Below are 24,752 nucleotides of genomic sequence, written 5' to 3' on the forward strand. Positions count from 1 at the left end.
TCGCCCTGCAGGTAGGGGCGGGTCTCGGTGCAGACGAACTCCAGCCGCTTGCCCGACTCCTGGGCCGCCTGGACGGCTCCGACCAGGTAGGCGTCACCCCAGCAGTGGGTCAGCACCCGCGCGCCGTCCGGCAGCAGCGCGGCGGCGTGCCGGCCGAGCGCCCGGGCGCCCGCCCGGTAGGCGGCGTCGTGGCCGGCCGCCGCCTTGGCGACCGCGGGCGCCAGCTCCTCGCCGGGCGCCCCGGCGAGCGGGCCGTCCACGGTGGCCGCCAGGATCGCGCGGACCGCGTCGCGGATGTGGTTGTTGGTCGGGCGGGTGGCGATGAGCCGGCGCCCGGCGGCGCGCAGCCGCTCCTCGGCGGCCTCGGGGCCGGACCCGGCGATCTCGCGGGCGGCCAGCGTCATGCCGGCGGTGGTGGCGAACAGCGGGCCCGAGCTCTGGGTGACCATGCGCTCGATGGCCACGGCGACGTCCTCCAGGGACGCGCAGTGCACCCACCGGCGCTCGAACGGGTAGACGCGGCGGTCCAGGATGTCCACGCCGTCGCCGGTGATCCGTACAGAGTCCGCCAGTATCGGCGTGCTGACGCCCACCCGGCCACCCCCTCCGTGTCGGCCGCGCCCTTGCGGGCGGCGGCGCCGGTGCCGGGGCCCGTCGTCCCCGGCGCGCCACAAGAATCATCGCAAACGCGGACGGGAAGGCCATGGGGCGGCGAACCTCCGCGCGTGCTTCCGGATGTGCGCGGGGCCGGAGGCGCGGACGGCGGCCCCGCGGAGCGCGGGGCGGGACGTCTCGGCCACGACCGGGCCGCGTTCCATGCCGCGCCGCCAGGGGAGTGGTCACGCACGGGATTGTGCCCGTCACGTTGCGGGCGGAAGGCCCCGAGGGGGCGCGGTTTGTGAGAGTGTTCTGATACGGCGGGTATGCGGCGGGTAACGGAGCCCACCACGGACCCTGCCAAAATGTAGAGCCATTGCCTAGTTTTCCTACCAAATTCATATGGTTTGTGGGAGACTGGCCGCGTGGAGGAGGCGACATGAGCCAGGAGCGGATCCACCATCCATCGTGGCCGCGCGCCGAGACCCCGCTCACCACGGCGATCATGGCAGGCCGCTGGATCCGCTCGGCCGCCGTCGACGACGAACGCGGCCGGCACTGGGTCGCCAACCCCGACCCCCGCCGCCAGTCCGCGCGCTCCGGCCAGCCCGCCTCCCTGTACGCGGGCGTGGCCGGCATCGTGCTGTTCTTCCTGGAGCTCGCCGCGGCCACCGGGCACGAGGCCTACCTCGACGACGCCAGGCGCGGCGCCCGCTACCTCGCGGCCACCTGGCAGGACGAGCCCGACCTCACCCTCTACCACGGCCTCACCGGCATGGTCTTCGCGCTCGCCGAGGCCGGATGGGCCACCGGCGACGAGAGCCTGTCCGCCGCCGCCAGGTCCGCCGCCGACCGCGTCGTCCGCAGCCTGCGCAGGACCGGCGACGGCGTCGGCTGGACCGGCGACCCCGCCCAGCGCGGCGACGGCGGCATCATCCTCGGCCTGCTGCACGCCGCCGGCATCCTCGGCGTCTCGGAGTACGAGCAGGTCGCGGTCGAGGCCGGCGCGAGCGTCGCCGGGCGCGTCGTCCCCGGGCACAAGTTCGGCGAGGACGGCTGCCCCGACCTCCCCGTGGACGCCGTCACCCCCGGCTTCCTGTCCGGCACGGCGGGCACGGCCTTCCTGCTCGCCCGCCTGTACGGTGTGACCGGCGACAAGCAGTTCCTGGAGGCCGCCCGCCGCGGCGCCGACTTCGTCCGCACCGTCAGCGTCGTCACCGACCGGCACGTCCTGGTGCCGCACCACGTCCCGCAGGGCCGCGGCCTGCACTACCTCGGCCTGTGCTCCGGCTCGGCCGGGGTCGCCCGGCTGTTCTACGAGCTGCACCGCGTCACCGGCGACCCGGGCGACCGGGACTGGGTGGACCGCCTCGCCGCCGGCATCGTCTGCAGCGGCGTGCCCCGACGCCAGACCGCCGGCTTCTGGAACGTCGCCTGCCAGTGCTGCGGCGCGGCCGGCCTGCTGGAGCTGTTCGTCGGCCTGTGGGCCGCCACCGGCGAGACCGGCCACCTGGACTTCGCCCGCACGCTCGCCGAGAACCTGATCGGCCGCGCCACGGGCCACGACCAGGCGGGCTACCGCTGGTACCAGGCCTACCGGCGGCTGCGCCCCTGGGAGGTCACCGCCGACACCGGGTACATGATCGGCGCGGCGGGCATCGGCGCGGCCCTGCTCCACCTGGACGCCGCCGGCCGTGCCACCGAGCCGCGCCGCATGATCCTGCTCCCGGACAACCCCTTCCCCGCCATCCCCCTCCCCGCCTCGACCCTCCGCCGCACCTCCTGAGACCGGCGCGGGGAAAGGCGGGCGCGGAAGGGGACGGCTCCGCCTCCACGGGGAGGCGTGCCGGGAACCCGGGTGGTCAGTCCGAGCCGGTGGCGTCGGGGTCGCTCACGCGGTGGGTGAGCGTTCGCACGGCCTCGGTCAGCGAGGCCACCTGCATCTCAAGGGACTGGACCCGGGCCTCCAGGTCCAGAGGGGACGGGGGCTGATACGCGGCGATCTGCCTCGGCATCGGCGATCGCTCCTTCCGTGATCCGTGCGCGGGCGTGGGGGTGCGCGGGCGTCGGTCCGACGCGGTCCCGATCCCTTACCTCTGCCCCGGAAGCGGCCCGGCAAGCGCGATCGCCGCCATCAACCTGAGGGCGACTCCGCGGGCGTCCGGCCGGCGGGTCAGGGCGGGGCCGGGTAGGCGATGGTCTCGCTCGCCGGGACGGTGGCCCACATCTGTTCGCCGAGGGCCGGCGCCAGCGCGGCGAGGACGCCGGGCGTCAGCTCCGCGACGGCCGCGAGCGGGCCGTCCAGGCGGACGCGGGCACGCTCGCCGTGCCGTTCGACCGCCTCGACGCCGCCGCGCCAGAGGTTCCCCGGGGCGCCGTCCGGCCGGGCCCGGGACAGGGCGACCGCCGCGGGCGGGAACGCGACGAACACCGGGCCCCGCAGCGCCTCGCGGACGGTGAACGTCGGCCCGGCGGCGCCGCCCACCGCGACCGAGCGCCCGGCGGCGTGGCCCCGGCACAGGTTGAGCCCGGCCAGGCGCGCGGCGTGGTGGGTGCCCGGGCGGCGGGCCACCTCGGCGGGGGTCCCTTCCTGCGCCAGGGCGCCGTCCTCGATGACCAGCAGCCGGTCCGCCGCCGCGAGGGCGTCCAGCGGGTCGCCGGTCGCCATCAGGCAGGCGCCGGGGAAGTCCGGCAGATGGCGGTGCAGCAGGGCCCGTACGACATCCGCCTCGGTGGCGTCCAGCCCGGCGAGCGGCTCGTCCAGCAGGAGCAGCCGGGGCCGGACGGCCAGCGCGCGGGCCAGAGCCACCGCCCGCGCCTGCCCGGGGGACAGCTCGCGCGGCAAGGACCGGGCGTGACCGGCGAGGTCCATCCGGTCCAGCCAGGCCGCGGCGGCGCGGCGCGCCTGCTCTTTGTAGTCCCCGTGGCAGCGCGGCCCGAAGGCGATGTTGTCCAGGGCCGTCAGGCGCGGGAACAGCAGGGGGTCGCGCCCGGCCATGGCCACGGACCTGCGCCCCGGCGGCCTCGTGTGGACGGCGGCCCCGTTCACCAGGACGTACCCGCCGCTCGCGGGGGTGAGCCCCGCGAGCACCCGCAGCGCCGTCGTCTTGCCCGCCCCCTCGGGACCGACCAGGCCCACCACCTCCCCGAAAGCGAGGACCACCTTGAGATCCAGCCGCGACGCCGGCCGCTCACCCACCAGACGGGCCTCGATCACGTCATCCACCCCACCCTGACCAGGCGCCCCTCGATCACGCGGCCTTCCCTTTCCCGGCCGGGTGCGCCTCCGTCGCGCCGCCCCACCTCGCCCGCCAGGTGCTCCCCGGTCGAGAACCTCCACCGTCGCGGGGGCACGCTCCGGGGACGTTCGCGGGTCGCCGGCGTGGGGAGCCGGGTCACGGGGTGGTCGTCCAGTGGGGGCGGAGGTAGGCGAGGGTGGCCGCGGACGCGGCGAGGAGGGTCAGGCTGAGGGTCAGGGCCGCGGGCGGGTCGGCGTGCAGGACGCGCGCGACCTCCGGCGGCATCACCCGCACCCCCCACAGCGCGTTGCCCTCCAGGGCCGCCGCCGCGCCGTACTCGCCGAGGGCCCGCGCCCAGCACAGGACGGCGCCCACGGCGATGCCCGGAGCCGCCGCGGGCAGCGTCACCCGCCGGAACACCGTCCAGCGGGACCCGCCGAGCGTGGCCGCCGCCTCCTCCAGCCCGGGATCGGCGGCCCTGAGCGCGCGTTCCACGCCCGCGACCAGGAACGGCAGCCCGGTGAACGCGGCCGCCCCCACCAGTGCCCCCGTCCCGGGACCCGTGGCCTGCGGCCCCCCGAGGTCGCCCGTGCCGTTCACGCCCCCCATGGCGAGCGGCACGGCCACCACGGCGACGGCGGGCGGGAGGACGATCGGCACGGTGACCAGGGCGCGCAGGGCCCGCTCGCCCCGCACGGCGGCGCGGGCGAGCGCCCACCCCAGCGGGACGCCGAGCGGCAGGCACACCAGCGTGGCCAGCAGCGCGGTGACCAGCGCCGACCGCAGGGCGGTGAGCACGCCGGGCCCGGCCAGCGACGGCCACGGGGCCTGGGAGAGCAGCGCGGCGAGCGGCAGCGCGAGGAACGTCAGCGCCAGCGCCGCGGGCAGCAGCGGCACGGCCGGTCCGCCCGCGCGCCTCCCGGCGGCCCGGCCGGCGGGCCGCCGCCGCCTGCCCCGCAGGACCGCCATCGCGGCGAAGGTGCTCGATGCCTTCATGACGGCTTTCCTCCCCGCCATCCGGTTCGGCCACGCCGATCCGGTTCACACCAACGCACCGGCGCCGGGCGGCGCATACTGTACCGGTCGGCCGGTATAGTTTCCGGTATGCCACGACCCAGTTCGAAGGAGCGACTGCTCGACGCCGCGGCCGAGGTCCTGCTGAGCGAGGGGGCCGAGGCCCTGACCTTGGAAGCGGTGGCCCGGCAGGCCGGGGTGTCCAAAGGGGGCCTGTTCTACCACTTCCCCACCAAGCAGGCACTGGTCGCCGCCATGGTCGACCGCCTGACCACGGCCTTCGACCGGGCGCTGGCCGAGACGGGCGCCGAGCCCGGCGACTTCCTGCGCGCCTACCTGGACGCGACGATCCCGGAACGCCACACCGCGGCCACGGCTCCCGCCGACCGGGTCGCCGTCGCGCTGCTGGCCGCGGTGCTCGTGGACCCGGCGGGGCTCGCGCCGCTGCGAGAGAGGTTCGCCGCCTGGCAGGCCAGGCTGACCGACGACGGCATCGACCCGGCCGCGGCGACGGCGATACGGCTGGCCATCGACGGCTGGTGGGCGGTCAGGCTCCTCGGACTCGGCGAACCGGACGCGGCGCTGCACGAGCGGACCAGGAGCTACCTGCGGGAGGCGATCGGCCGTGCTGCGCGTCACTAAGGCGTTGATGCTGCTCACGGATCTGGCGTTCGTCGCCTACTTCACCGTCACGGGGTTGCGGCTGATCCCGCCCGCGTGGGCCTTCGCCGACTACACCGACCCGCTGATGACCGACTGGAACTGGTCGTTCCTCTGGATCGACCTGCTCGCCGGCGCCACCGGTCTTGGCAGCCTGTGCCTCCTGCGCCGTGGCTCCCCGTCAGGGCCGGGACTGATGCTGGTCTCGCTCGTGCTGACCATGGCGTCCGGCCTGATGGCGATCGCGTTCTGGACGCTGCGCGGCGACTTCTCACCGGCCTGGTGGCTGCCGAACCTCTACCTCATGCTCTTCCCGGTCCCCGCCATTGTCCGCCTCACGCGGTCACGACCGGGCGTCACCATTTCATAGGGCGCGCCCGCTGAAGTGGGGCAATGCGCAAGGAAGTTTACTTTCGCGGCATTCGTGTAGAGAGGGGGCGACTCGAAAGGAGCCGTCATGAACTCCGTGGCCTCAGCGGGGAACCAGGCGCGGGGAACCGCGCGGCAGGTGACGAACAGCCGGACGTTCGACCGGCTCGCACGTTTCGGACTGGCCTGCCGGGGCGCCCTGTACGCGCTGATCGGCATCTTGGCCTTGCAGATCGCCTTCGGCGGCGGGGGGAAGGAGGCGGACAAGACCGGCGCCGTGCGCACCGTGGCCGAGCAGCCGTTCGGCACCGCCCTGCTGTGGCTGATGGCCGTCGGGTTCGTCGCGCTCGCCCTCTGGCAGCTCTCGGAGGCCGTGCTCGGCACCGGCCTCGACGCCAAGCACCGGGCCGAGGCCGCGGGACGTACCGTGGTGTACGCCCTGGTGGTCGGCACCGTCCTGAGCTTCCTGCTGCGCGGCACCACCGGCAGCTCCACCGACGAGCAGTCCAAGGACCTCACGGCGACCGTCATGGAGTGGCCGGGCGGTCAGCTCATCGTCGGGGCGATCGGCCTCGGCATCATGGCACTCGGCGCCTACTGGATCTACCAGGGCGTCAAGAAGACCTTCCTGAAGAACCTGCGCACCGGCGAGATGTCCCCGCGGGCGCGCAACGTCGTCGAGAAGCTCGGCATGGTCGGCTACTGCGCCCGCGGCGTGATCGCCCTCGCCGCCGGCGTCTTCTTCATCCGCGCGGCGATCGTCTACGACCCCGACGAGGCCAAGGGCATCGACGCCACGCTGCGGTCGTTCGCCGACACGCCGCTCGGCCCCTGGCTGCTGGCCGTGGTGGCCATCGGCGTGGTGGTGTTCGCCGCCTACTGCTTCTGCGAGGCCCGCTGGCGCCACACCTGACCCGGACCCGGCCGGGCCCAGCAGGGCCCGGCCGCCGTATCACGCCGAGCGGCCCGCGAGGAACGTCATCCTCGCGGGCCGCTCGCCGTCATGGGGACGCCCGGCCGCCGCGCGCGGCCGGGCGTCGCGCGGGTCAGACGTTGCGCCGGTACTGGCCGCCCGCCTCGAACAGGGCGTCGGTGATCTGGCCGAGGGAGCAGACGCGGGCCGCGTCCATCAGGGCGCCGAAGGCGTTCTCGCGGGACATCGCCACCTCCCTGAGCCGCCGCAGCGCCTCGGGCGCGTCGGAGGCGTGCCGCTCCTGGAAGTCCCGCACCCGGGTGAGCTGCCCGCGCTTCTCCTCCTCCGTGCCCCGGGCCAGCTCCAGCGAGCCGTGCTCGGTGGCGCCCGCCGGGTTGCGGAAGACGTTCACGCCGACGATCGGGAGCGACCCGTCGTGCTTGCGGGTCTCGTACAGCAGCGACTCGTCCTGGATGCGGCCGCGCTGGTAGCCGGTCTCCATGGCGCCGAGCACGCCGCCCCGGTCGGAGATGCGCTCGAACTCCGCGAGCACCGCCTCCTCCACCAGGTCGGTGAGGTCGTCGATGACGAACGACCCCTGCAGCGGGTTCTCGTTGTAGGCGAGGCCCCACTCCCTGTTGATGATCATCTGGATGGCCATGGCACGGCGCACCGACTCCGGGCTCGGCGTGGTGACCGCCTCGTCGAAGGCGTTGGTGTGCAGGCTGTTGCAGTTGTCGTAGACGGCGATCAGCGCCTGCAGCGTCGTGCGGATGTCGTTGAAGTTCATCTCCTGGGCGTGCAGCGACCGCCCGGAGGTCTGGATGTGGTACTTCAGCTTCTGCGCCCGCTCGCCCGCGCCGTACCGGTCGCGCATGGCGACGGCCCAGATGCGCCGGGCCACCCGGCCGAGCACGCTGTACTCGGGGTCCATGCCGTTGGAGAAGAAGAACGACAGGTTGGGCGCGAAGTCGTCGATCGCCATGCCCCGCGCCAGGTACGCCTCGACGTAGGTGAAACCGTTGGCCAGCGTGAACGCGAGCTGCGTGATGGGGTTGGCCCCGGCCTCGGCGATGTGGTAGCCGGAGATGGACACCGAGTAGAAGTTGCGCACCCCGTTCTGGATGAACCACTCCTGCACGTCGGCCATCATGCGCAGGCTGAAGTCGGTCGAGAAGATGCAGGTGTTCTGGCCCTGGTCCTCCTTGAGGATGTCGGCCTGGACGGTGCCGCGCACGGTCGCCAGCGTGCGGGCGCGCGTCTCGGCCTCCTCCTGCGCGGTGGGCTCGCGGCCGTTGTCGGCGCGGAAGCGGTCCAGGGCCTGGTCGATCGCGGTGTGCAGGAAGTAGGCGAGGATCGTCGGCGCGGGGCCGTTGATGGTCATCGACACCGAGGTGCTCGGCGCGGTGAGGTCGAAGCCGTCGTAGAGCGCCTTCATGTCCTCCAGCGTGGCGATCGACACGCCCGAGGTGCCGACCTTGCCGTACACGTCGGGCCGTTCGGCGGGGTCGTTGCCGTAGAGGGTGACCGAGTCGAAGGCGGTGGACAGGCGGACGGCGGGCTGGCCCTCCGACAGCAGCTTGAAGCGCCGGTTGGTGCGGAACGGGTCGCCCTCGCCGGCGAACATGCGGGTCGGGTCCTCGTCGGCGCGCTTGAAGGGGAACACCCCGGCGGTGAAGGGGAACCGGCCGGGCAGGTTCTCCGCGCGCAGGAACCGCAGCAGGTCGCCGTGGTCGGAGAACCGGGGCAGCGCGACACGGGGGACGCGGTTGCCTGACAGCGAGGTGCGCCACAGCGGCGTGCGCAGCTCCTTGCCCCGCACGGTCACCACCAGCTCGTCGGCCGCGTACTCCTCGGCGGTCTTCGGCCACGCGTCGAGCAGCTCCCGCGCGTCGGCGGGCAGGTCGCCGTCGGCGCGCTCGCGCAGCGCGTCCACCGCGGCGGTGTCGGCGCCCTCGGCCGCGAGCAGCGCGCCGGTCTCGGCCAGCCGCTGCCGGCGGCGCGCCGTCTCGGCGAGTTCCGCGGTGCGCCCGTGGTAGCCGCGGACGGTGTCGGCGATCTCGGCCAGGTAGCGCACCCGGGCGGGCGGCACGATCGCGGCGCCGATGCTGGAGGTGGTGACATCGGTGGCCGGCAGCAGGCCCGGCCCGTCGGCCAGGCCCTTGTCCCGCAGCAGCCCGCGCAGCGCGTGGTAGAGGGCGGTGACGCCGTCGTCGTTGAAGCGGGAGGCGACGGTGCCGTAGACGGGCATCCGGTCGGGGGCGGTGCCGAACGCCTCGCGGTTGCGCACGAGCTGGCGCCGCACGTCGCGCAGCGCGTCCTCGGCGCCGCGCCGGTCGAACTTGTTGATGGCCACGACGTCGGCGAAGTCCAGCATGTCGATCTTCTCGAGCTGGGAGCTCGCCCCGAACTCGGGCGTCATGACGTACAGGGAGACGTCGCTGAAGGGGACGATCGCGGCGTCGCCCTGCCCGATGCCGGGAGTCTCGACGATCACCAGGTCGTTGCCGGCGGCCCGGCACACGGTGATCACGTCGGCGAGGTGCTCGGGCAGCTCGTGGGAGCCGCGCGTGGCCAGCGAGCGGAAGAACACCTGGCCGCCGCCGAGGCTGTTCATGCGGATCCGGTCGCCGAGCAGCGCGCCGCCGCCCCTGCGCCGGGTCGGGTCCACGGCGATGACCGCGACCCTGACCTTGTCCTCGTAGTCGACGCGCAGCCTGCGGATCAGCTCGTCGGTGAGCGAGGACTTGCCCGAGCCGCCCGTGCCGGTGATGCCGAGCACGGGCACGTGGCGGGCGTCCGCCGCCGCCCGCAGCGCCTCCAGGTACGCGGCGTCCGCCCGCCCGGCCTCGACGAAGGTGACGGCCCTGGCCACGGCCCGCTGGTCGCCGGTCTGGACGGCCGGGGGCTCGGCGCCCTCGGTCAGGTCGACGTCGCACGCCTCGATGATCGTGTTGATCATCCCGGCCAGGCCCAGCCGGTGGCCGTCCTCGGGGGAGAAGATCTTGGCGACGCCGTGCCGCTCCAGCCCGGCGATCTCGTCGGGGACGATCACGCCGCCGCCCCCGCCGTACACCTTGACGTGCCCGGCGCCGCGCTCGCGCAGCAGGTCGACCAGGTAGGTGAAGTACTCGACGTGACCGCCCTGGTAGGAGCTGACCGCCACGGCCTGGGCGTCCTCCTGGATCGCGGCCGTGACGACCTCGTCCACCGAGCGGTCGTGGCCGAGGTGGATGACCTCGGCGCCCTGGGACTGCAGGATGCGCCGCATGATGTTGATCGCGGCGTCGTGCCCGTCGAACAGGGCGGCCGCGGTGACCACCCGCACGGGGTTTGCAGGTACGTGCACCGGCGCTCCTCAGTAAGTTACTTGGACGTCCTAGTAAATTGTAGGACGTCCAAGTATCAACCTGTAGCCCGGATGGCCTTCCGTCGCCGCCCCGCCGCCCGCCGTCCATTCCGCGGCCACCGCGGGACGCGCCCGGCCGGCGTGGGCTCCGGCGTCGTGCACCTGCGGCGCTCCGGCCGTGCACCCCTCTTCCGGGTGGTGCCGAAAGTCTGGAGCGCGCCGACTTAAGTCGCCTGATGCGCAGGGGCGGGCGCCGCGCCGGGCCGCGCGGGTTAGATTCTGCGCATGTCCCCCTCGGAGGCCGCACGGCAGGACGGCGCCCCGCGCCACCGCTGGCTGCTGCCCGGCTCCGTCGCCGAGGCCTGGGAACCCGAGGCCGGCGCCGGCGGGCGGCGCGTCCGCCGCACCACGCGCGACTGGATCGTCGACGTGGCCGCGTTCCTGCTGGCCATCGCCGCCGCCATCGTCACCGTGGCGATGCGCGTCGAGACCTCGCCCGCGCTGCCGGAGGAACTGCTGGCCCTGGACCAGCTCACCGGCGCCCTCGGCTGCGCGGCGCTGTGGCTGCGCCGCAGGTGGCCGGTCGGCCTGGCCGTGGCCCTGACGCTGGCCGGGACCTACTCGGAGTTCGTCGCGGGCGCGATGATCGTGGCGCTGTTCACCGTCGCGGTGCACCGCCCGCTGCGCGTCGTCGCCGGCATCGGCGTGCTGTCGGTGGTGACGACCTTCGGATACGCCGTCCTGCGCCCCGAGCCGGACATGCCGGGCTTCGTCGTCGTGGCCTTCGGCGTCACCGTCGCCGCGGCCGCCGTCGGCTGGGGCATGTTCGTCCGCGCCCAGCGCCGGCTCATGCTGTCGCTGCGCGAACGGGTGGACCGGGCCGAGACCGAGGCGCGCCTGCGCGCCGAACAGGGACGGCTGCGCGCCGAGCAGGCCCAGCGCGAGGCGCGCGAGCAGATCGCCCGCGAGATGCACGACATGCTCGGCCACCGGCTCTCGCTGCTCAGCGTGCACGCCGGGGCGCTGGAGTTCAACCCGGAGGCCCCGCGCGAGCAGGTCGCCCGGGCGGCGGCCGTGATCCGCGAGAGCGCCCATCAGGCCCTGCAGGAGCTGCGCGAGGTCATCGGCGTGCTGCGCGCCCCCACCGGCGCTCTCACCGGAACCTCCGGCGCCGCGGACCCGGACCGTCCGCAGCCCACGCTGGCCGGGCTGCCCCGGCTCATCGAGGAGTCCCGCCAGGCCGGCATGCGGGTCACGCTCCTGGACGAGGTCGGCGACCCGCGCGCCGCGCCCGCCGCCGTGGGCCGCACCGCCTACCGCGTCGCCCAGGAGGGCCTGACCAACGCCCGCAAGCACGCCCCCGGCGCGGACGTCCTCGTCCGCGTGTCGGGCGGCCCCGGCGACGGGCTCACCGTCGAGCTGCGCAACCCCCTGCCCGCGCGCGGTGGCGCGGGGACCGGCATTCCCGGCGCCGGGCGCGGCCTCATCGGGCTGGCCGAGCGCGCCACGCTGGCCGGAGGCCGCCTGGCGAGCGGCCCGCTCGCCTCCGGAGAGTTCCGCGTGCTGGCCTGGCTACCCTGGCCGTCATGAACCCCCCGATCCGTGTCATGATCGTCGATGATGACCCGCTGGTGCGGGCGGGACTGTCGCTGATGCTCGGCGGCGCCCCCGACCTCGAGATCGTCGCCGAGGCGGGCGACGGCGCCGCGGTCGTCTCCCTCGCCGACCGGCACGCCCCCGACGTCGTGCTCATGGACGTCCGGATGCCCGAGATGGACGGGCTGGCCGCGACCGAGGCGCTGCGCGGCCGGGCCCGCGCCCCCGAGGTGATCATCCTGACCACCTTCAACGCCGACGAGTACGTGCTGCGCGCGCTGCGGGCGGGCGCGGCCGGTTTCGTGCTCAAGGACACCCCGCCCGCCGAGATCGTGGCCGCGGTGCGCCGCGTGGCGGCCGGCGACCCGGTGCTGTCCACGGCGGTCACCCGGCGGCTCATCGCGCACGTCGCCGCGAGCGCCCCCGGTCAGCGCCGCACCCGGGCCCTGGCCCTGCTCGCCGAGCTGAACGACCGCGAGCGCGAGGTCGCCGCGGCCGTCGGGCGTGGCAGGTCCAACGCCGAGATCGCCGCCGAGCTCTACATGAGCGTGCCGACGGTCAAGACGCACGTCTCGCGCATCCTGACCCGGCTCGGCCTCAACAACCGCGTGCAGATCGCCCTGCTGGCCCACGACGCCGGCATGCTCGACCCCTGAGCTAGGCGGCGGCCGCCCCGGCCGGGGCCCGCAGCGCCCGCAGCGCGCCGCCCCAGGCGGCCACCTCGTCCAGCATGGCCGTCACCGCCTGCTCCTGGTGCGGCGCGGGGGAGAGGGCCGTCATGTCGGTGAAGTCGGTGAACAGCGACAGCGACACCTGCGGGCTGACGTCGGCGACCCGCAGGTTGCCCATGATCAGCCGGAGCTGCTCGACGGCCCGCGTCCCGCCCGCGACGCCGTAGCCGACGAACCCGGCGGCCTTGCCGTGCCACTCCTCGTACAGGAAGTCGATCGCGTTCTTCAGCGCGCCCGAGGTCCCGTGGTTGTACTCGGGGGTGACGAAGACGAACGCGTCGAACCCGCGGATCGCCTCGGCCCACCGCGTGGTGTGGGGGAGCGTGCCGGGGGCCACGGCCGGGGGGACCGCCTCGTCGAACAGGGGCAGGCCGAAGCGGGCGATGTCGAGGACCTCGTACTCGGCGTCGCCGCGCCTGACGGCGAGGTCGTGGACCCATTGGGCGACGGCCTCGCTCTTGCGCCCCTGGCGCGTGCTGCCGGTGATGATCGCGATTCTCATGTCGATGCCATGCCTTCGATGGTCGGGGACCCGCGCCGGGTCCGGAATGCTGATGCGTCAGCAAAGTTAGGGGCAAAATGCTGATGCGTCAACATAAGTCGGAATCATTTAAGATCGACCCTGTGACGGAGCCGCGATGGCTGGACGAGACCGAGGCGCGCATGTGGCGCGCGTTCGGCGACATGCGCAGGCGGCTCGACGCCGCCCTGGAGCGGCAGCTCGCCGCCGTAGGCCTGTCCAGCGCCGACTACCAGCTCCTGGTCCCGCTGTCGGAGGCGCCCGGCCGCCGCCTGCGCGCCCGCGAGCTGCGCCGCATCGTCGACTGGGACCGCAGCCGGCTCTCCCACCAGATCCGCCGCATGGAGCAGCGCGGCCTCATCGCCCGCGAGGAGTGCCCGGGCGACGCCCGGGGCACGGTGATCCGGCTGACCGGCGAGGGATCGCGCGCCATCGAGGAGGCGGCCCCGGGTCACGTCGAGGTCGTCAGGCGGCTGTTCGTGGACCAGCTCGGCCCGGAGGAGACGGCGCTGCTCACCCAGCTCTCCTACCGCGTCCTCGGCCGCCTCGCCGAGGAGGACCTGGGCGCGCCCGCGACCAGGTCCGTCTACGTCGCCACCATCGACGCGGGCGACGGCACCGCCTGAGAACCCCGGTCCCACGCGGGTGTCACGGCGGCTCTCGGAGGAAGGCCGCATGACCGAGGGGGCGGCTCGCCGGCCGGACGGGGCCGTTCACCCTGGCGTGAGGCGTGTCACTTCTCTTGGCAACGTGTTGGGTTGTCCATAGGCTTGAAAGCGGACATTGATGATGTAACCCGGCAGTTCTGGTCCTCGCCGTGGGCCGGACCCACCACGGCAGGCCGCGCGCCGGGATCTCCGTTCCTCCCGAACGGCGCCCCCGCCACCCCCTCGTCACCCCACTCACACCACGGAAAGTCGCGTCATGAGCCACGAAAGCGCCGAGCCCGGCGTGTTCGAGATGGACCTCACCCTGCACGAGGCACGCCGCCGCGCCGAGGTGGTCGCCGCCCTCGGCCCGCACTGGGACCCGCCCGCCGTCGCCCGCGCCGAGGAGGAGGCCCTGGACCTGCTGTACTCGGGCCTGGACGAGGGACAGCTCCGGACGTACGAGATGCTGGTCGAGGCCGGAGTGCTCCCGTGTCGCGGGGTGGGCCGTGCTGCCGATTGACCCGCACGCCGACCTCGGCCGCCGCGCCTGGATCGCCTGCCCCCGATGCCGCGACGACCGCGGCTGCGCCGACTGCGGGGCGGGCCGCAACTGCCGCGACCACTGGCGCTACCTGCTGAGCAACACCGGCAGCGTGCTGCACGTGCAGTGCCCGCGCTGCGCGTACCTGTGGGACCACGAGTCGCACTTCGGCGCGGGCGGCAGGCCCGCGTCCCTGGACTGAACGGCCCCGCCTAGGCGCGGGACGCCTCGGCCCGCCGGACGCGCTCCAGCAGCGTGACGGCGTCGCCCGCGCGCGTGACGCCCGGCGTCACCGCCCGCATGATCAGGCCGAACGTGTTGCCGTGCGCGGAGATCAGGCGGCGCTGCAGCTCCGGCCAGCGCTCGCGCCCGGCGGGCTCCCAGCTCGGCACCGCGCAGCGCACGCACGGCCCGGCGTTCTCGCCCGTGACGGCGAGCGTCACCTCCCCGGCCGAGATCGTCGTGCCGGGGCCGAAGGACGCCTCGGCGAAGGCGGGCGCGTCCAGGTCGAGGTGGACGTTCGGGCGGAACCGCTCGATCGCCACCTCGGCCCCCATCTCCGCCTCGAGGGCCCGGCGCGAGGCCTCGAAGGTGACGTGCACCGTCGGCCCGCGGTCCTGCTGGCCCACCAGCGCGCGCAAGGTCAGGGGGATGCCGTACGACTCCGACAGGGCGGCGGGGAGATCGGGATCGTCCCAGGCCCACGCCGCCGTGCCCGAGTACAGGACCGGCGGGCCCGCGGGCTCGGGGGAGCCGTCGCAGGTCGCGGGGTAGGCGGCCTCCCAGGTCAGCATGGCGGGCATCTGGCGGACGGTGAGCCGGTTCCCCTCGCGCTCGGGCCGCGCGTCGAACAGGGCGTAGGCCCGGTCGCCGGCCATGCCGCGCTCGTCCAGCCGCGCGGACTCCACCCGCTCTCCGCGCATGGACTTCACCGGCCAGCGGTAAAGGCCCTTCACGATCCCCCGATACATGCCTCCGATCCTAGGCGACGCCGTGCGCTGGGCCACGGGCCCCGATCTCCCCTCGAAGCGGACTTTATGGAAAGTCCCGGTCAAAGGGGTTCCCATGGGACGCCAAATTCGTTATAACAACCTATCAACGTAACGACGCTCGCGAAGGGGGCGCCGGGCGGGGAGGAGGAGTCTTGAGGATCACCATGAGCAGGGGCCGCCGGGCCGGGGTCGTCGCGCTGGGCGCGGCGCTGGCCCTCGCGGCCGCGGGATGCGGTGGCGGCGCCGACGACGGCGGTTCCGGCGGGGGAGGCGGCGGGTCGCAGAACATCTCGTTCCTCACCCACTGGGGCCCCGAGCAGGTCACGGCGCTGAAGGCCGCCGCCACCGCGTTCCAGAAGAAGAACCCCGGCATCACCGTCACCGTCCGGGCCGTGCCCTTCGCCAACCTGCTCACCACGCTGCGCACGCAGGGCGCCAGCCCGAACGGCCCCACCATGGCCGGCATCTACGACCTGTGGCTGCCCGAGCTGGTGCGCGACGGGCTCGCCGCCCCCGCCCCCGCCGACGCGGCCAAGGACCTGACCGGCGCCTGGCCCGCCAACCTCGTCGAGGGCGTCACCAAGCAGGGGCAGCCGCGCGGCTACCCCAACGAGGTCGACCTGTACGCGCTGAACTACAACAAGAAGCTGTTCGCCGAGGCCGGGATCACCGCGCCGCCCAAGACCTGGGACGAGCTCGCCTCCGCCGCCGCCAAGCTCACCAAGCGCGAGGGCGGCAAGGTCACCCGGCAGGGCTTCGGCGTCATCACGAGCTGGGCCGCCGGCGTGGTCCACCCGTGGCTGTCGCTGGTGAACTCCAACGGCGGCACCCTGGTCGACGGCGCCACGCCCAAGCTGGACGACCCGAAGGTCCAGGCCGCCACCGAGCTGTACGCCAAGCTGGTCAAGGACGGCGTCACCCAGCCGTCCATGAGCAACGCCAACGCCAACACCACCGGCCCCTACCTCGACAACTTCGTCAACGGCAAGACCGGCATGATCATCATGGCCAACTGGTGGCAGAGCGCGCTCAAGGAGGCCATGGGCGACCGCTACTCCGACGTCGGGGTCGCGCCGGTGCCGGTCGGCCCGGACGGCACGGCGTCCGCGCCGGTGTCGTACTCCTGGCTGACCATGGTCAACGGCAAGGCCGACAAGGCCAAGCAGGACGCCGCGTGGAAGTTCCTGACCTTCCTCAACGGCCCGGACAGCGGCAAGAACGGCTCCTCGGCCATGGGCGACATCCTCGTCTCCATGGGCATCCTGCCCAGCCGCACCAGCGACCTGTCCGCCCACAAGGCCGACCTGTCGGACCCGTTCCTCGCCTCCTACGTCGAGCAGCTCCCGAAGGCCAAGCCCTTCCCCGCCGTCCTCGGCGGCGAGGAGATGAGCCAGGCCGTCCAGAAGCACATCGAGAACGTCGTCTTCGGCAAGGAGACGGCCAAGGAGGCCATGGACGCCGCGCAGCGGGAGGTCGCCGGCATCCTGTCCAAGGCCGGGGCATGACCTCACCGCCGGTGACGACCACGACCGCCGGGCGGGCTCCGTCCGCCCGGCGGCGGGCCGCCCGCCGCCGGGGCGGCGCCGCGGTGGTGTTCCTCTCCCCGGCGATGGCGGTCATCGTCCTGTTCGTGGTGGTGCCCATCGGCCTCACCTTCTGGATCAGCCTCCACGAATGGTCGATGTTCACCCCGCTCGGCGACATGGCGTGGCGGGGCCTGGCCAACTACCAGGAGTTGCTGTCGGACAAGGACTTCTTCACCGCCCTGCGCAACACCCTGCTGTACGTGGTGCTCGTCGTGGCGATCACGCTGCCGCTGTCCGTCGCCCTCGGAATGCTGCTCTACTTCCCGAAGACCGCCGTCAAGGGCGTGGCCCGCGCCGTCCTGTTCTCGACCTACGTCGTGCCGACCGTGGCCACCGCGATCGTGTGGGGCGCCCTGTACGCCCCGGACTACGGGCCCTTCGCCCAGATGTTCCAGGCCGTCGGCCTGAGCGCGCCGTCCTGGCTCAGCGAGCCGTCCACCGCCCTGGTCTCGCTCGTCATCTTCCACATCTGGCAGATGATCGGCTACTACACCATCCTCGTCATCGCCGGGCTCACCCAGATCCCGCCCGACCTGTACGAGGCGGCGCGCATCGACGGCGCGGGCTTCTGGCGCCAGACGATCAGCGTCACGCTGCCGCTGCTGCGCCGCACCACGCTCTTCATGACGCTCATCACGGTCATCAACGCGATCCAGGTGTTCGACCCGGTCTACATCCTCACCCAGGGCGGCCCGGCCGAGAGCACCTCGGTGGTGTCGTTCTCCATCCAGCGCGAGGCGTTCCAGTACGGCATGGCAGGCCAGGCGAGCGCGATGGCGTTCAGCCTGCTCATCGTGCTGCTGGCCATCGCGGGCCTGGTCCTCGCCGCGATGAGGAGGCGCTCATGACCGCGCACGCCGCCGGCGGGCCGATCACGCCCGCGCGCCGGGCACGCCCCGGACGGCTGCTCAAGCGCGCCGCCGTCTCGCTGCTCATCGCCCTGGTCATGCTGCCGCCGCTGTTCCCGCTGTACTGGATGCTCATCTCCAGCCTCAAGGGGCCCGAGGAGCTGGCCACCACGCCGCCCACCTGGTTCCCCGGCGACATCACCTTCGGCGCGTTCTCCGAGGTCTTCTCGGTGGTGCCGTTCGGGCGCGCCTTCCTCAACAGCGCGCTCATCGCCGGGGTGTCCACGCTGTCGGTGCTGGTCACCAGCGTGATGGCGGGCTACGTTTTCGCGAAGTACCGCTTCCGCGGCAGAGATGTGATCTTCTGGGCTGTCGTGGCAACCATGTTCCTGCCCCCCATCGTCACCCTCGTGCCCCTGTACTGGCTGGTCTCGACGATGGGCCTGGCCGACTCCTACGCCGGCGTCATGCTTCCCTGGCTGGCCAACGCCTTCGGCATCTTCCTGATGCGCCAGTTCATCGCCGACGTCCCCGACGAGCTCATCGAGGCCGCCCGCGTCGACGGCGCGGGCGAGATGCGCATCCTGTGGAAGGTGATCACACCGCTGCTGCGCCCGGCGCTGGTCAGCCTGGCGCTGTTCGCGTTCGTCTTCTACTGGAACAACTTCCTGTGGCCGCTGTCGATCCTGCAGGACGACGGGAAGTATCCGGTGGTGCTGGCGCTCAGCCAGCTGCTGTCCTACAGCACCAGCGTCCGCTACCAGAACGTCGTCATGGCGGGCGCCCTGATCGCCAGCGTGCCGACGATCCTGGTGTTCCTGCTGGCGCAGCGCGCCTTCGTGCAGAGCGTCTCGCGCACGGGGGTGAAGGGATGAGCCACCTGTACGCCGGCGTCGACGTCGGCGGCACCTCCGTCCGGGTCCTCACCGAGACCGGCGGCGTCCGCGGCGAGCCGGTCGCGGCGCCGGTCGCCTCCGGGTACGAGGAGTTCCTCGGCCAGCTCGCCGCCCTGCTCCCCGCGGGGGCCCGCGCCATCACCGTCGGCCTGCCCGGCACCTCCGCGGCGGGCGTCCCGGCGTTCGTTCCCGCCCTTCCCTGGCTGGCAGGGCGCCCGCTCGCCGCCGACCTCGCCGCGCGGGCCGGCGCGCCGGTGACGCTGGCGCTGGACGGCCACCTCACGCTGCTGGCCGAGGCCGCCGAGGGCGCCGCCAAGGGACTGCGCTCGGCCGTCCTGGTCGCCGTCGGCACCGGCCTCGGCGGGGCCCTGCTCGTGCACGGCCGCATCTGGCGTGGCGCGCACGGCAGCGCCGGCGCGTGGGGCTGGCTCCCGACGCCCGTGCCCCCGGACCCGCACCAGGGCCCGTTCGAACGCGTCGCGGCCGGCTCGACGCTGCCCGGAGGTCCCGCGCTCGTCGCCGCCGCCCGGTCGGGCGACCAGGACGCGCTCGCCATGCTCGACGACTACGCGGGCCACCTCGGGCGCGGCATCGCCGCGCTGGCCAGCGGGCTCGACCCCGACGTCGTGCTCATCGGCGGCGGCATGGCCGACGCGATGGACGTCCTCGGGCCGCTGCTGGACGCGCACGTCGCCCGGTGGGCCTCCCCGGACGGCCGGCGCGTCCCGGTGCGCGCCGCGGCCCTCGGGTCGCGCGCCGGAGTGGTCGGCGCCCTGCTGGCCGCGCGCCGCGGGGAGGAGTGGTGATCGTGCCCGCGCTCGACCCCAGCTCGGGCGTCCCCCTCTACATGCAGGTCGAGCGGAGCCTGCGCCGCCGCATCGACGCGGGGGAGTGGCGCGCCGGGGAGAAGCTCCCCACCGAGGGCGAGCTCGGCAAGGCCTACGGCGTCAGCCGCGTCACCGTCCGCCAGGCGCTGGCCCGGCTGGTCGACCGCGGCGCGCTCGTGCGCGAGCAGGGCCGCGGCACCTTCGTCCGCGACACCAGCCTGACCGCCGGGGCGCGCGGGGTCACCTCCTTCAGCGCCGAGCTGCGGGGTCTCGGCCACACCTCCGGGGCCCGCGTCCTGGAACAGGTGGTCGTCACCGCGGGCGAGGCCGACCTGCCCCCCGAGATGGGCCTGGACCCGCGGGACTCCCTGCTGCGGCTGCGCAGGCTCAGGACCGACGGCTCCCGTCCGGTCGGCGTGCAGACCGCGCTGCTCCCCATCGGCCGCTTCCCCGGCCTCGCCGACGTCGACTTCACCGACCGGTCGCTCTACGAGACCCTCCGGGAGAACTTCGGTGTCATCCCCCGCGAGGCGATCGAGACCTTCACCGTCGGAGGGGTGCTCGGCGAGGACGCCCCCACCCTCGGCGTCGCCCCCGGCGCCCACGCCTTCTACGTCGAACGTCTGACCTTCGACGCGGCGGGCCCCTTCGAATACGTGCGCAGCGTCATGCGCGGTGACCGATACCGCGTGCGGCTGGCGCTGCGCGACCCCCACTGACCACCCGCTGAACCCACTGAAAGGAACCATCCGTGACGTACACGCGCACGCTCCTCGATATCCTCGACCGGCTGGACACCACCCAGGGCGAGAACCTGAACGCCGTGGCCGAGAAGTGCGCCGACGCCGTCCAGAACGGCGGGCTCATCCACCTGTACGGCAGCGGCCACTCGGTCATCCCGACCATGGACGCCTTCCCCCGGTACGGCAGCTTCGCGGGCCTGCACCCGCTGACCGACCCGCGGCTGATGTGGCACAACGTGCTCGGCCCCGGCGGCGTCCGCGAGCTGCTGTGGCTGGAGCGCACCGAGGGCTACGTCCAGCAGTACCTCGACCACGAGCCGCTGAGCTCCGGCGACGTGCTCATCGTGTACTCCCACGGCGGGCGCAACGCCGCTCCCGTCGAGGCCGCGATGTACGGCGCCAAGCGCGGGCTGTTCACCGTCGCGGTGACCTCGGTGGCCAACCTGGAGCGCCCGGCCGAGCACTCCAGCGGCCGGCGCATCGCCGAGATCTGCGACGTCACCGTGGACACCGGCGTGCCGGTCCAGGACGCCATCGTCGACGTCGAGGGCTGGGACCGTCCGGTCGGCGGCGCCTCCACCGTCGTGGCCTGCGTCGTCAGCCACGAGATCGTGACGCGCACCGCGGCCGTGCTCGCCCGGCGCGGCGTCGAGATCCCGACGTTCGTCTCGCCGACGGTGCCCGGCGCCACGGTGCAGTCCAACGACGAGGTCTTCGCCGAGCACCGCCGCCGCCTGCACGCGGCCGAGGCGCGCGACTCGTCCTGACCCCTCCGGGAGGTCTGCGCCGTCCAGGGGGCGGGGCTCACGCGCGAGGGGGCGGCGTGAGAACGAACCGCCGCCCCCTCGCGGCCGCCGCCCGTGTTCCCCCGGCGGGGCCGGGAATATCCACTGGACGGAGTGAGTGCTCACTCCGTACTGTTGGCCGCATGACGGAAACACAGAGCCGGCGCAGAGCGCCGGGAATGACGCCCGAGCGGCGGCGCGACATGATCGTGAAGGCGGCGCTGCCGCTGGTGGCCGAGCACGGCGCCGCCGTGACGACCGCCCAGGTGGCGAGGGCCGCCGCGATCGGCGAGGCGACGATCTTCCGCGTCTTCGCCGACAAGGAGGAGTTACTCGACGCCTGCGTGCTGGCCGCCCTCGACCCCGGGCACGTGCTGGGGGAGATCGCCGCCGTGCCGCTGGACCAGCCCCTGGCCGCGCGGCTCACCGAGGCCGCCGACGCGCTCGGCGCCCACTTCGCGCGCATGGGCTCGGTGCTCGGCGCGCTGCACGCCACCGGCCTGCGCCGCGGCCGCGCCCACCCGCGCCACGACCCGGAGGGTCCCGGCCGCGCCGCCGGGGGAGGCGGAGCAGGCGTGCGCGCGGAAGACGCCGGAGGATCTCAGAGGGGGGCGGAGGCGCGGGAAGGCGGCGCGGAGGCCGGGACGGCGCCGAGCCGGGAGGCGTCGATGGCGCGGACCGTGGAGGCGGTCGCCGAATTGTTCGAGCCGGAGCGGGCCTCGCTGCGCCTGCCCCCTGAGCGCCTGGCCGCGATCTTCCTGGGCATGCTGTTCAGCCGCCCCCGGCTCGCGGCCGGCCAGGCCGCCGACCCCGCCGAGATCGTGGAGGTGTTCCTCCACGGCGCCCTGACCTGACGAACGCGCGGGTCAGGCGGCGGGGGGCAGTTCGATGTAGTCGAGGGCCACCTTCACGGCCGCGTCCTTGCGCTCCTCCTCGGAGACCTCCTCGTCCTTGAGGACGAACCAGGCGGCGTGCAGCGTGAAGATCGCCATGGACCTCCTGAGCCGCTCGGCCGTCGAGTCGCCCTCGTCGCACAGGATGTCCATCACGCCCTTCATCAGGTCGCGCATGCGGGCCACCTTGGGATTGTCGCGCAGCGCCGTCTGGTTGCGCTCCATGAACCGCATGAACGCGTGGTGGTTGGAGTCATAGAGCGAGTCGGCGTACCGCAGCACGAACTCGCGCCGGGTCTCGGGGCCGCGCGGCCGGTCCTGAGCCCACTTGATCAGGTTCTCCATCTCGGTGTGCCGGTCCTCGCTGAGGCTGGCGACGATGTCGTCCTTCGTGCGGAAGTGGTAGTACAGCGCCGCCTTCGTCACACCCAGTTCTTCGGCGATCTCGCGCAGCGAGGTCCCCTCGTAGCCCTGCTCGGTGAAGAGCCTGAGGGCGATCTCCTGGATGCGAGCCCGAGTATCGGAATGTTCCCTCATGACTCCCGTTTCGCTCCTGTCCGCTGTTATTAACTTGACGGCCGACAAGTAAGTGCTACCTTGGCAGTATAGTCACTAGCCGGTCGGCAAGTAAGCATGCGACTGCAAAGCAACTACCAAGGGGGCTCAAAGAATGACGGAGACCGAGGCCGAGATAGTTCCCGGCCGCCGACGGGAGGTCATGGTCGTCCTGCCGGGACTGATGCTCGCCATCATGCTGGCCATGCTGGACAACATGATCGTCGGCACCGCGATGCCGCGCATCGTCGGCGAGCTCGGCGGACTGGCGCACCTCTCCTGGGTCGTCACGGCGTACGTCCTCGGCACCACCGTCTCGACGCCGATCTGGGGCAAGATCGGCGACCTGTACGGACGCAAGACCATCTTCCTGGCGTCGATCGCCATCTTCATGATCGGCTCGGCGCTGTGCGGCATGGCCGGATCCGACCTGCTCGGCGGCACCGACGGGGGCATGGGCGAGCTCATCGGCTTCCGCGCGATCCAGGGCCTCGGCGCCGGCGGCCTCATGGTCAACGCCATGGCCATCATCGGCGACCTGGTCCCGCCCCGCGAGCGCGGCCGCTACCAGGGCATCATGGCCGCGATCATGTCGCTCGCCATGGTCGCGGGCCCGCTCGTCGGCGGCTTCATCACCGACAACCTCGACTGGCGCTGGGCCTTCTACGTGAACCTGCCCATCGGCGCCGTCGCGTTCGTCTGGCTGCTGCTGCGCCTGCACCTGCCGAAGTACCGCACCGAGCACCGCATCGACTGGTGGGGCGCCGGCCTGCTCGCCGTGGGCATCACCGCCCTGGTCCTCATCACCACCTGGGGCGGCACCGAGTACGACTGGACGTCCTGGCAGATCCTCGGCCTCGCGGCCGTCGCCGTCGTGACGCTGGCGATCTTCATCCCGGTGCAGCGCCGGGTCGCCGAGCCGATCATGCCGCTGCACGTCTTCCGCGACCGCAACTTCACGCTGGTCTCGCTGATCGGATTCCTGCTCGGCTTCGCCATGTTCGGGGCGATCAACTTCCTGCCGCTGTTCCAGCAGACCGTCCAGGGCGCCTCGGCGACCAACTCCGGCCTGCTGCTCCTGCCGATGATGGCCGCCATGATGGTGGTCTCGCTGTTCGTCGGCCAGGCCATCACCAAGACCGGCAAGTACAAGATCTGGCCCATCGCCGGCGGCGTCTTCATGGCCTTCGCCATGTGGCTGCTCTCCCTGCAGGACGTGAACACCACCACCTGGCAGACCGGCGTGTTCATCGCCGTGCTCGGCCTCGGCATGGGCGGCCTGATGCAGACCACGATGCTCATCGCGCAGAACAGCGTCGAGCAGAAGGACCTCGGCGTGGCCAGCAGCGCCTCCACGTTCTTCCGCTCCATCGGCGGCTCGTTCGGCGTGTCGGTCTTCGGCGCCGTGTTCAACCACCACCTCAGCGCCAACCTCACCGACAGGCTCGGCCCGCAGGCCGCGGCCATGGCCGAGGGCGGCGGGGGCGGCGGACGCCTCGACCCGACCGCGCTGGCCGCGCTGCCCGCCCCGGTGCGCGAAGGGTTTTTGAGCTCGCTCGCCGACTCCATCTCCAGCGTGTTCCTGTGGGCCATCTTCTTCGCGGTGCTGGTGCCCCTGCTGGCGGCCTTCATCAAGCAGATCCCCCTGCGCTCCGGCCCCAGCGCCCCGCCCGCGGACTCCGGCGGCGACGGAGCGGCGGACGGCAAGGCACAGGAGGGCCCGAAGGACGGCACGGTCAAGGACGCCGCGCCCGTCGCCGCCTTCGACTGACACCCCGCGGCTCCGCCGTCCGTCCTGTGGCCCGCCCCGGCGGCCGCGGTCACCCTCGTGGCCGGGGCCGCCGCGGCGTGCCGGGCACGACGGTCGTCCGCAGGCACCCGGCAAGCAGCGTGCAAGCCCGTGCTCCTAACGTCGGGCGCGCCCCCGCGAGAAACCCGCGGCGACGCCCGCGTCGTCTCCGCGCCCGACAAGGAGCCCCGGTGTCCTCCACAGCCCTCATGGTGCTCGGCTTCGGCCTGATCGCCCTCATCTTCGGCGGCGTCGGAACCGCCCTGCTGATGTCCGCCCGCGACTTCCGCCGCATCGCCCACCGCGTGCCCGGCCACGTCGTACGGCTGCGCGCGAGCGACGGCGGCGACGGGACCGTCTACTACCCGACCGTCGGGTTCACCACCCTGCACGGCCAATACATCGAGGCCGAGAACGGCATCGGCAGCAGCCCGCCCGCGGCGCCGGTCGGCGGCCGGGTGACGGTGCTGTACGACCCCGAGCGGCCCACCCGGATCCGCCTGGAGGGCCTCTGGGCGGGCGGCAACGTCATCGGCGTCGTGTTCGCGGTCATCGGCGTCGTCTTCCTGGTCGTCTCGGCGGCGGTGGCCGCCTTCGGCCCCTGACCCCCGCCCCCGCCGCCGCACTTCTCCGCGCCCCTTACCGCATCCTGACCGTTG

26 protein-coding genes are annotated in these 24,752 nt (G+C 73.3%); 18 read left to right on the forward strand and 8 right to left on the reverse strand.

The genetic code is table 11. The features are described 5' to 3' along the window. On the reverse strand, positions 1-593 hold a 593-nt coding region (locus BJ981_RS34950; RefSeq protein WP_221315589.1), incomplete at its 3' end, for a translation initiation factor eIF-2B alpha/beta/delta subunit family protein. 443 nt (positions 594-1,036) lie between these two features. On the opposite strand from BJ981_RS34950, the gene BJ981_RS34955 reads away from it, so the two are divergent. Further along, positions 1,037-2,383 (forward strand): lanthionine synthetase LanC family protein, encoded by a 1,347-nt coding sequence (locus tag BJ981_RS34955; RefSeq protein ID WP_184617796.1) that lies wholly within the window; start codon positions 1,037-1,039, stop codon positions 2,381-2,383. A 76-nt stretch (positions 2,384-2,459) separates the two neighbouring features. Here the strand turns inward: BJ981_RS34955 and BJ981_RS34960 are convergent, their stop codons facing one another. From BJ981_RS34960 to BJ981_RS34970, 3 genes are all read right to left on the reverse strand, one after another. After that, positions 2,460-2,612: a hypothetical protein gene (locus BJ981_RS34960; protein ID WP_184617797.1), complete on the reverse strand. Its 153-nt coding sequence runs from the start codon at positions 2,610-2,612 to the stop codon at positions 2,460-2,462. A 158-nt stretch (positions 2,613-2,770) separates the two neighbouring features. Next, positions 2,771-3,814, reverse strand: a complete 1,044-nt coding sequence (locus BJ981_RS34965) for an ABC transporter ATP-binding protein (protein ID WP_184617798.1) — start codon at positions 3,812-3,814, stop codon at positions 2,771-2,773. Between the two features lie 178 nt (positions 3,815-3,992). Further along, positions 3,993-4,832, reverse strand: a complete 840-nt coding sequence (locus BJ981_RS34970) for an ABC transporter permease subunit (RefSeq protein ID WP_184617799.1) — start codon at positions 4,830-4,832, stop codon at positions 3,993-3,995. 108 nt (positions 4,833-4,940) lie between these two features. Here BJ981_RS34970 and BJ981_RS34975 point away from each other — a divergent pair, with 108 nt between their 5' ends. From BJ981_RS34975 to BJ981_RS34985, 3 genes are all read left to right on the forward strand, one after another. Beyond that, the gene (locus tag BJ981_RS34975) at positions 4,941-5,492 is read left to right on the forward strand and encodes a TetR/AcrR family transcriptional regulator (protein WP_184617800.1); all 552 of its coding nucleotides are present in this window, start codon (positions 4,941-4,943) and stop codon (positions 5,490-5,492) included. Beyond that, a complete protein-coding gene (locus BJ981_RS34980) occupies positions 5,476-5,880 on the forward strand; it encodes a DUF5360 family protein (protein WP_204070067.1) in 405 nt (134 codons plus the stop codon). Before BJ981_RS34975 ends, BJ981_RS34980 begins: the two co-directional genes overlap by 17 nt. Before the next feature lie 87 nt (positions 5,881-5,967). Next, positions 5,968-6,792: a DUF1206 domain-containing protein gene (locus BJ981_RS34985; protein ID WP_184617801.1), complete on the forward strand. Its 825-nt coding sequence runs from the start codon at positions 5,968-5,970 to the stop codon at positions 6,790-6,792. 133 nt (positions 6,793-6,925) lie between these two features. Here BJ981_RS34985 and icmF read toward each other — a convergent pair whose 3' ends face one another. Further along, a complete protein-coding gene (gene icmF / locus BJ981_RS34990) occupies positions 6,926-10,141 on the reverse strand; it encodes a fused isobutyryl-CoA mutase/GTPase IcmF (RefSeq protein ID WP_184617802.1) in 3,216 nt (1,071 codons plus the stop codon). Between the two features lie 285 nt (positions 10,142-10,426). Here icmF and BJ981_RS34995 point away from each other — a divergent pair, with 285 nt between their 5' ends. Continuing rightward, positions 10,427-11,731 carry a sensor histidine kinase gene (locus BJ981_RS34995; RefSeq protein ID WP_184617803.1) on the forward strand — a complete coding sequence of 435 codons (1,305 nt, stop codon included), beginning with the start codon at positions 10,427-10,429 and terminating at the stop codon, positions 11,729-11,731. Beyond that, positions 11,728-12,393 carry a response regulator gene (locus BJ981_RS35000; protein ID WP_184617804.1) on the forward strand — a complete coding sequence of 222 codons (666 nt, stop codon included), beginning with the start codon at positions 11,728-11,730 and terminating at the stop codon, positions 12,391-12,393. The genes BJ981_RS34995 and BJ981_RS35000 overlap by 4 nt, the downstream gene beginning before the upstream one ends. 1 nt (position 12,394) lies before the next feature. On the opposite strand, the gene BJ981_RS35005 is transcribed toward BJ981_RS35000, so the two are convergent. Next, positions 12,395-12,970, reverse strand: coding sequence for an NADPH-dependent FMN reductase (locus tag BJ981_RS35005; RefSeq protein ID WP_184617805.1), 576 nt, complete (start codon positions 12,968-12,970; stop codon positions 12,395-12,397). A 122-nt stretch (positions 12,971-13,092) separates the two neighbouring features. Here BJ981_RS35005 and BJ981_RS35010 point away from each other — a divergent pair, with 122 nt between their 5' ends. The 3 genes from BJ981_RS35010 (at position 13,093) to BJ981_RS35020 (ending at position 14,381) form a co-directional block, all read left to right on the forward strand. Continuing rightward, positions 13,093-13,614, forward strand: a complete 522-nt coding sequence (locus BJ981_RS35010; RefSeq protein ID WP_184617806.1) for a MarR family winged helix-turn-helix transcriptional regulator — start codon at positions 13,093-13,095, stop codon at positions 13,612-13,614. A 298-nt stretch (positions 13,615-13,912) separates the two neighbouring features. After that, positions 13,913-14,158 carry a DUF6400 family protein gene (locus BJ981_RS35015; protein WP_184617807.1) on the forward strand — a complete coding sequence of 82 codons (246 nt, stop codon included), beginning with the start codon at positions 13,913-13,915 and terminating at the stop codon, positions 14,156-14,158. Continuing rightward, positions 14,145-14,381, forward strand: a complete 237-nt coding sequence (locus BJ981_RS35020) for a hypothetical protein (RefSeq protein ID WP_184617808.1) — start codon at positions 14,145-14,147, stop codon at positions 14,379-14,381. The genes BJ981_RS35015 and BJ981_RS35020 overlap by 14 nt, the downstream gene beginning before the upstream one ends. 10 nt (positions 14,382-14,391) lie before the next feature. Here the strand turns inward: BJ981_RS35020 and BJ981_RS35025 are convergent, their stop codons facing one another. Continuing rightward, positions 14,392-15,150, reverse strand: coding sequence for an MOSC domain-containing protein (locus tag BJ981_RS35025; RefSeq protein ID WP_184617809.1), 759 nt, complete (start codon positions 15,148-15,150; stop codon positions 14,392-14,394). 173 nt (positions 15,151-15,323) lie between these two features. Between BJ981_RS35025 and BJ981_RS35030 the strand changes: the two genes are divergently transcribed. The 7 genes from BJ981_RS35030 (at position 15,324) to BJ981_RS35060 (ending at position 21,710) form a co-directional block, all read left to right on the forward strand. Beyond that, positions 15,324-16,676 (forward strand): ABC transporter substrate-binding protein, encoded by a 1,353-nt coding sequence (locus BJ981_RS35030; protein WP_204070068.1) that lies wholly within the window; start codon positions 15,324-15,326, stop codon positions 16,674-16,676. Continuing rightward, complete coding sequence (locus tag BJ981_RS35035; RefSeq protein ID WP_184617810.1) at positions 16,673-17,605, forward strand: carbohydrate ABC transporter permease; 933 nt, start codon at positions 16,673-16,675, stop codon at positions 17,603-17,605. The genes BJ981_RS35030 and BJ981_RS35035 overlap by 4 nt, the downstream gene beginning before the upstream one ends. Beyond that, positions 17,602-18,480 (forward strand): carbohydrate ABC transporter permease, encoded by an 879-nt coding sequence (locus BJ981_RS35040; protein ID WP_184617811.1) that lies wholly within the window; start codon positions 17,602-17,604, stop codon positions 18,478-18,480. The genes BJ981_RS35035 and BJ981_RS35040 overlap by 4 nt, the downstream gene beginning before the upstream one ends. Then, positions 18,477-19,307 carry an ROK family protein gene (locus BJ981_RS35045; RefSeq protein ID WP_184617812.1) on the forward strand — a complete coding sequence of 277 codons (831 nt, stop codon included), beginning with the start codon at positions 18,477-18,479 and terminating at the stop codon, positions 19,305-19,307. The genes BJ981_RS35040 and BJ981_RS35045 overlap by 4 nt, the downstream gene beginning before the upstream one ends. Positions 19,308-19,309: 2 nt before the next feature. Then, a complete protein-coding gene (locus BJ981_RS35050; protein ID WP_184617813.1) occupies positions 19,310-20,047 on the forward strand; it encodes a GntR family transcriptional regulator in 738 nt (245 codons plus the stop codon). A 32-nt stretch (positions 20,048-20,079) separates the two neighbouring features. Next, the gene (locus BJ981_RS35055) at positions 20,080-20,838 is read left to right on the forward strand and encodes a sugar isomerase domain-containing protein (protein WP_184617814.1); all 759 of its coding nucleotides are present in this window, start codon (positions 20,080-20,082) and stop codon (positions 20,836-20,838) included. A 161-nt stretch (positions 20,839-20,999) separates the two neighbouring features. Continuing rightward, entirely contained in the window at positions 21,000-21,710 is a 711-nt protein-coding gene (locus BJ981_RS35060; protein ID WP_184617815.1) for a TetR/AcrR family transcriptional regulator, read from the forward strand. Between the two features lie 12 nt (positions 21,711-21,722). On the opposite strand, the gene BJ981_RS39535 is transcribed toward BJ981_RS35060, so the two are convergent. After that, positions 21,723-22,286: a TetR/AcrR family transcriptional regulator gene (locus BJ981_RS39535; protein ID WP_184617816.1), complete on the reverse strand. Its 564-nt coding sequence runs from the start codon at positions 22,284-22,286 to the stop codon at positions 21,723-21,725. Positions 22,287-22,419: 133 nt separating this feature from the next. Here BJ981_RS39535 and BJ981_RS35070 point away from each other — a divergent pair, with 133 nt between their 5' ends. Then, a complete protein-coding gene (locus BJ981_RS35070; RefSeq protein ID WP_184617817.1) occupies positions 22,420-24,075 on the forward strand; it encodes an MDR family MFS transporter in 1,656 nt (551 codons plus the stop codon). 209 nt (positions 24,076-24,284) lie between these two features. Next, complete coding sequence (locus tag BJ981_RS35075; RefSeq protein ID WP_184617818.1) at positions 24,285-24,698, forward strand: DUF3592 domain-containing protein; 414 nt, start codon at positions 24,285-24,287, stop codon at positions 24,696-24,698. The last annotated feature ends 54 nt before the right edge of the window (positions 24,699-24,752 follow it).

The organism is Sphaerisporangium krabiense (genome assembly GCF_014200435.1).
Classification (GTDB): Bacteria; Actinomycetota; Actinomycetes; order Streptosporangiales; family Streptosporangiaceae; genus Sphaerisporangium; species Sphaerisporangium krabiense.

Excerpts from the sequence above, each read along its gene's own strand:
- BJ981_RS34955 (WP_184617796.1), top strand. The coding sequence starts at position 1,037 with ATGAGCCAGGAGCGGATCCACCATCCATCGTGGCCGCGCGCCGAGACC.
- BJ981_RS34960 (WP_184617797.1), bottom strand. The coding sequence starts at position 2,612 with ATGCCGAGGCAGATCGCCGCGTATCAGCCCCCGTCCCCTCTGGACCTG.
- BJ981_RS34970 (WP_184617799.1), bottom strand. The coding sequence starts at position 4,832 with ATGAAGGCATCGAGCACCTTCGCCGCGATGGCGGTCCTGCGGGGCAGG.
- BJ981_RS34975 (WP_184617800.1), top strand. The coding sequence starts at position 4,941 with ATGCCACGACCCAGTTCGAAGGAGCGACTGCTCGACGCCGCGGCCGAG.
- BJ981_RS34985 (WP_184617801.1), top strand. The coding sequence starts at position 5,968 with ATGAACTCCGTGGCCTCAGCGGGGAACCAGGCGCGGGGAACCGCGCGG.
- BJ981_RS34995 (WP_184617803.1), top strand. The coding sequence starts at position 10,427 with ATGTCCCCCTCGGAGGCCGCACGGCAGGACGGCGCCCCGCGCCACCGC.
- BJ981_RS35000 (WP_184617804.1), top strand. The coding sequence starts at position 11,728 with ATGAACCCCCCGATCCGTGTCATGATCGTCGATGATGACCCGCTGGTG.
- BJ981_RS35005 (WP_184617805.1), bottom strand. The coding sequence starts at position 12,970 with ATGAGAATCGCGATCATCACCGGCAGCACGCGCCAGGGGCGCAAGAGC.
- BJ981_RS35015 (WP_184617807.1), top strand. The coding sequence starts at position 13,913 with ATGAGCCACGAAAGCGCCGAGCCCGGCGTGTTCGAGATGGACCTCACC.
- BJ981_RS35025 (WP_184617809.1), bottom strand. The coding sequence starts at position 15,150 with ATGTATCGGGGGATCGTGAAGGGCCTTTACCGCTGGCCGGTGAAGTCC.
- BJ981_RS35035 (WP_184617810.1), top strand. The coding sequence starts at position 16,673 with ATGACCTCACCGCCGGTGACGACCACGACCGCCGGGCGGGCTCCGTCC.
- BJ981_RS35040 (WP_184617811.1), top strand. The coding sequence starts at position 17,602 with ATGACCGCGCACGCCGCCGGCGGGCCGATCACGCCCGCGCGCCGGGCA.
- BJ981_RS35045 (WP_184617812.1), top strand. The coding sequence starts at position 18,477 with ATGAGCCACCTGTACGCCGGCGTCGACGTCGGCGGCACCTCCGTCCGG.
- BJ981_RS35060 (WP_184617815.1), top strand. The coding sequence starts at position 21,000 with ATGACGGAAACACAGAGCCGGCGCAGAGCGCCGGGAATGACGCCCGAG.
- BJ981_RS39535 (WP_184617816.1), bottom strand. The coding sequence starts at position 22,286 with ATGAGGGAACATTCCGATACTCGGGCTCGCATCCAGGAGATCGCCCTC.
- BJ981_RS35070 (WP_184617817.1), top strand. The coding sequence starts at position 22,420 with ATGACGGAGACCGAGGCCGAGATAGTTCCCGGCCGCCGACGGGAGGTC.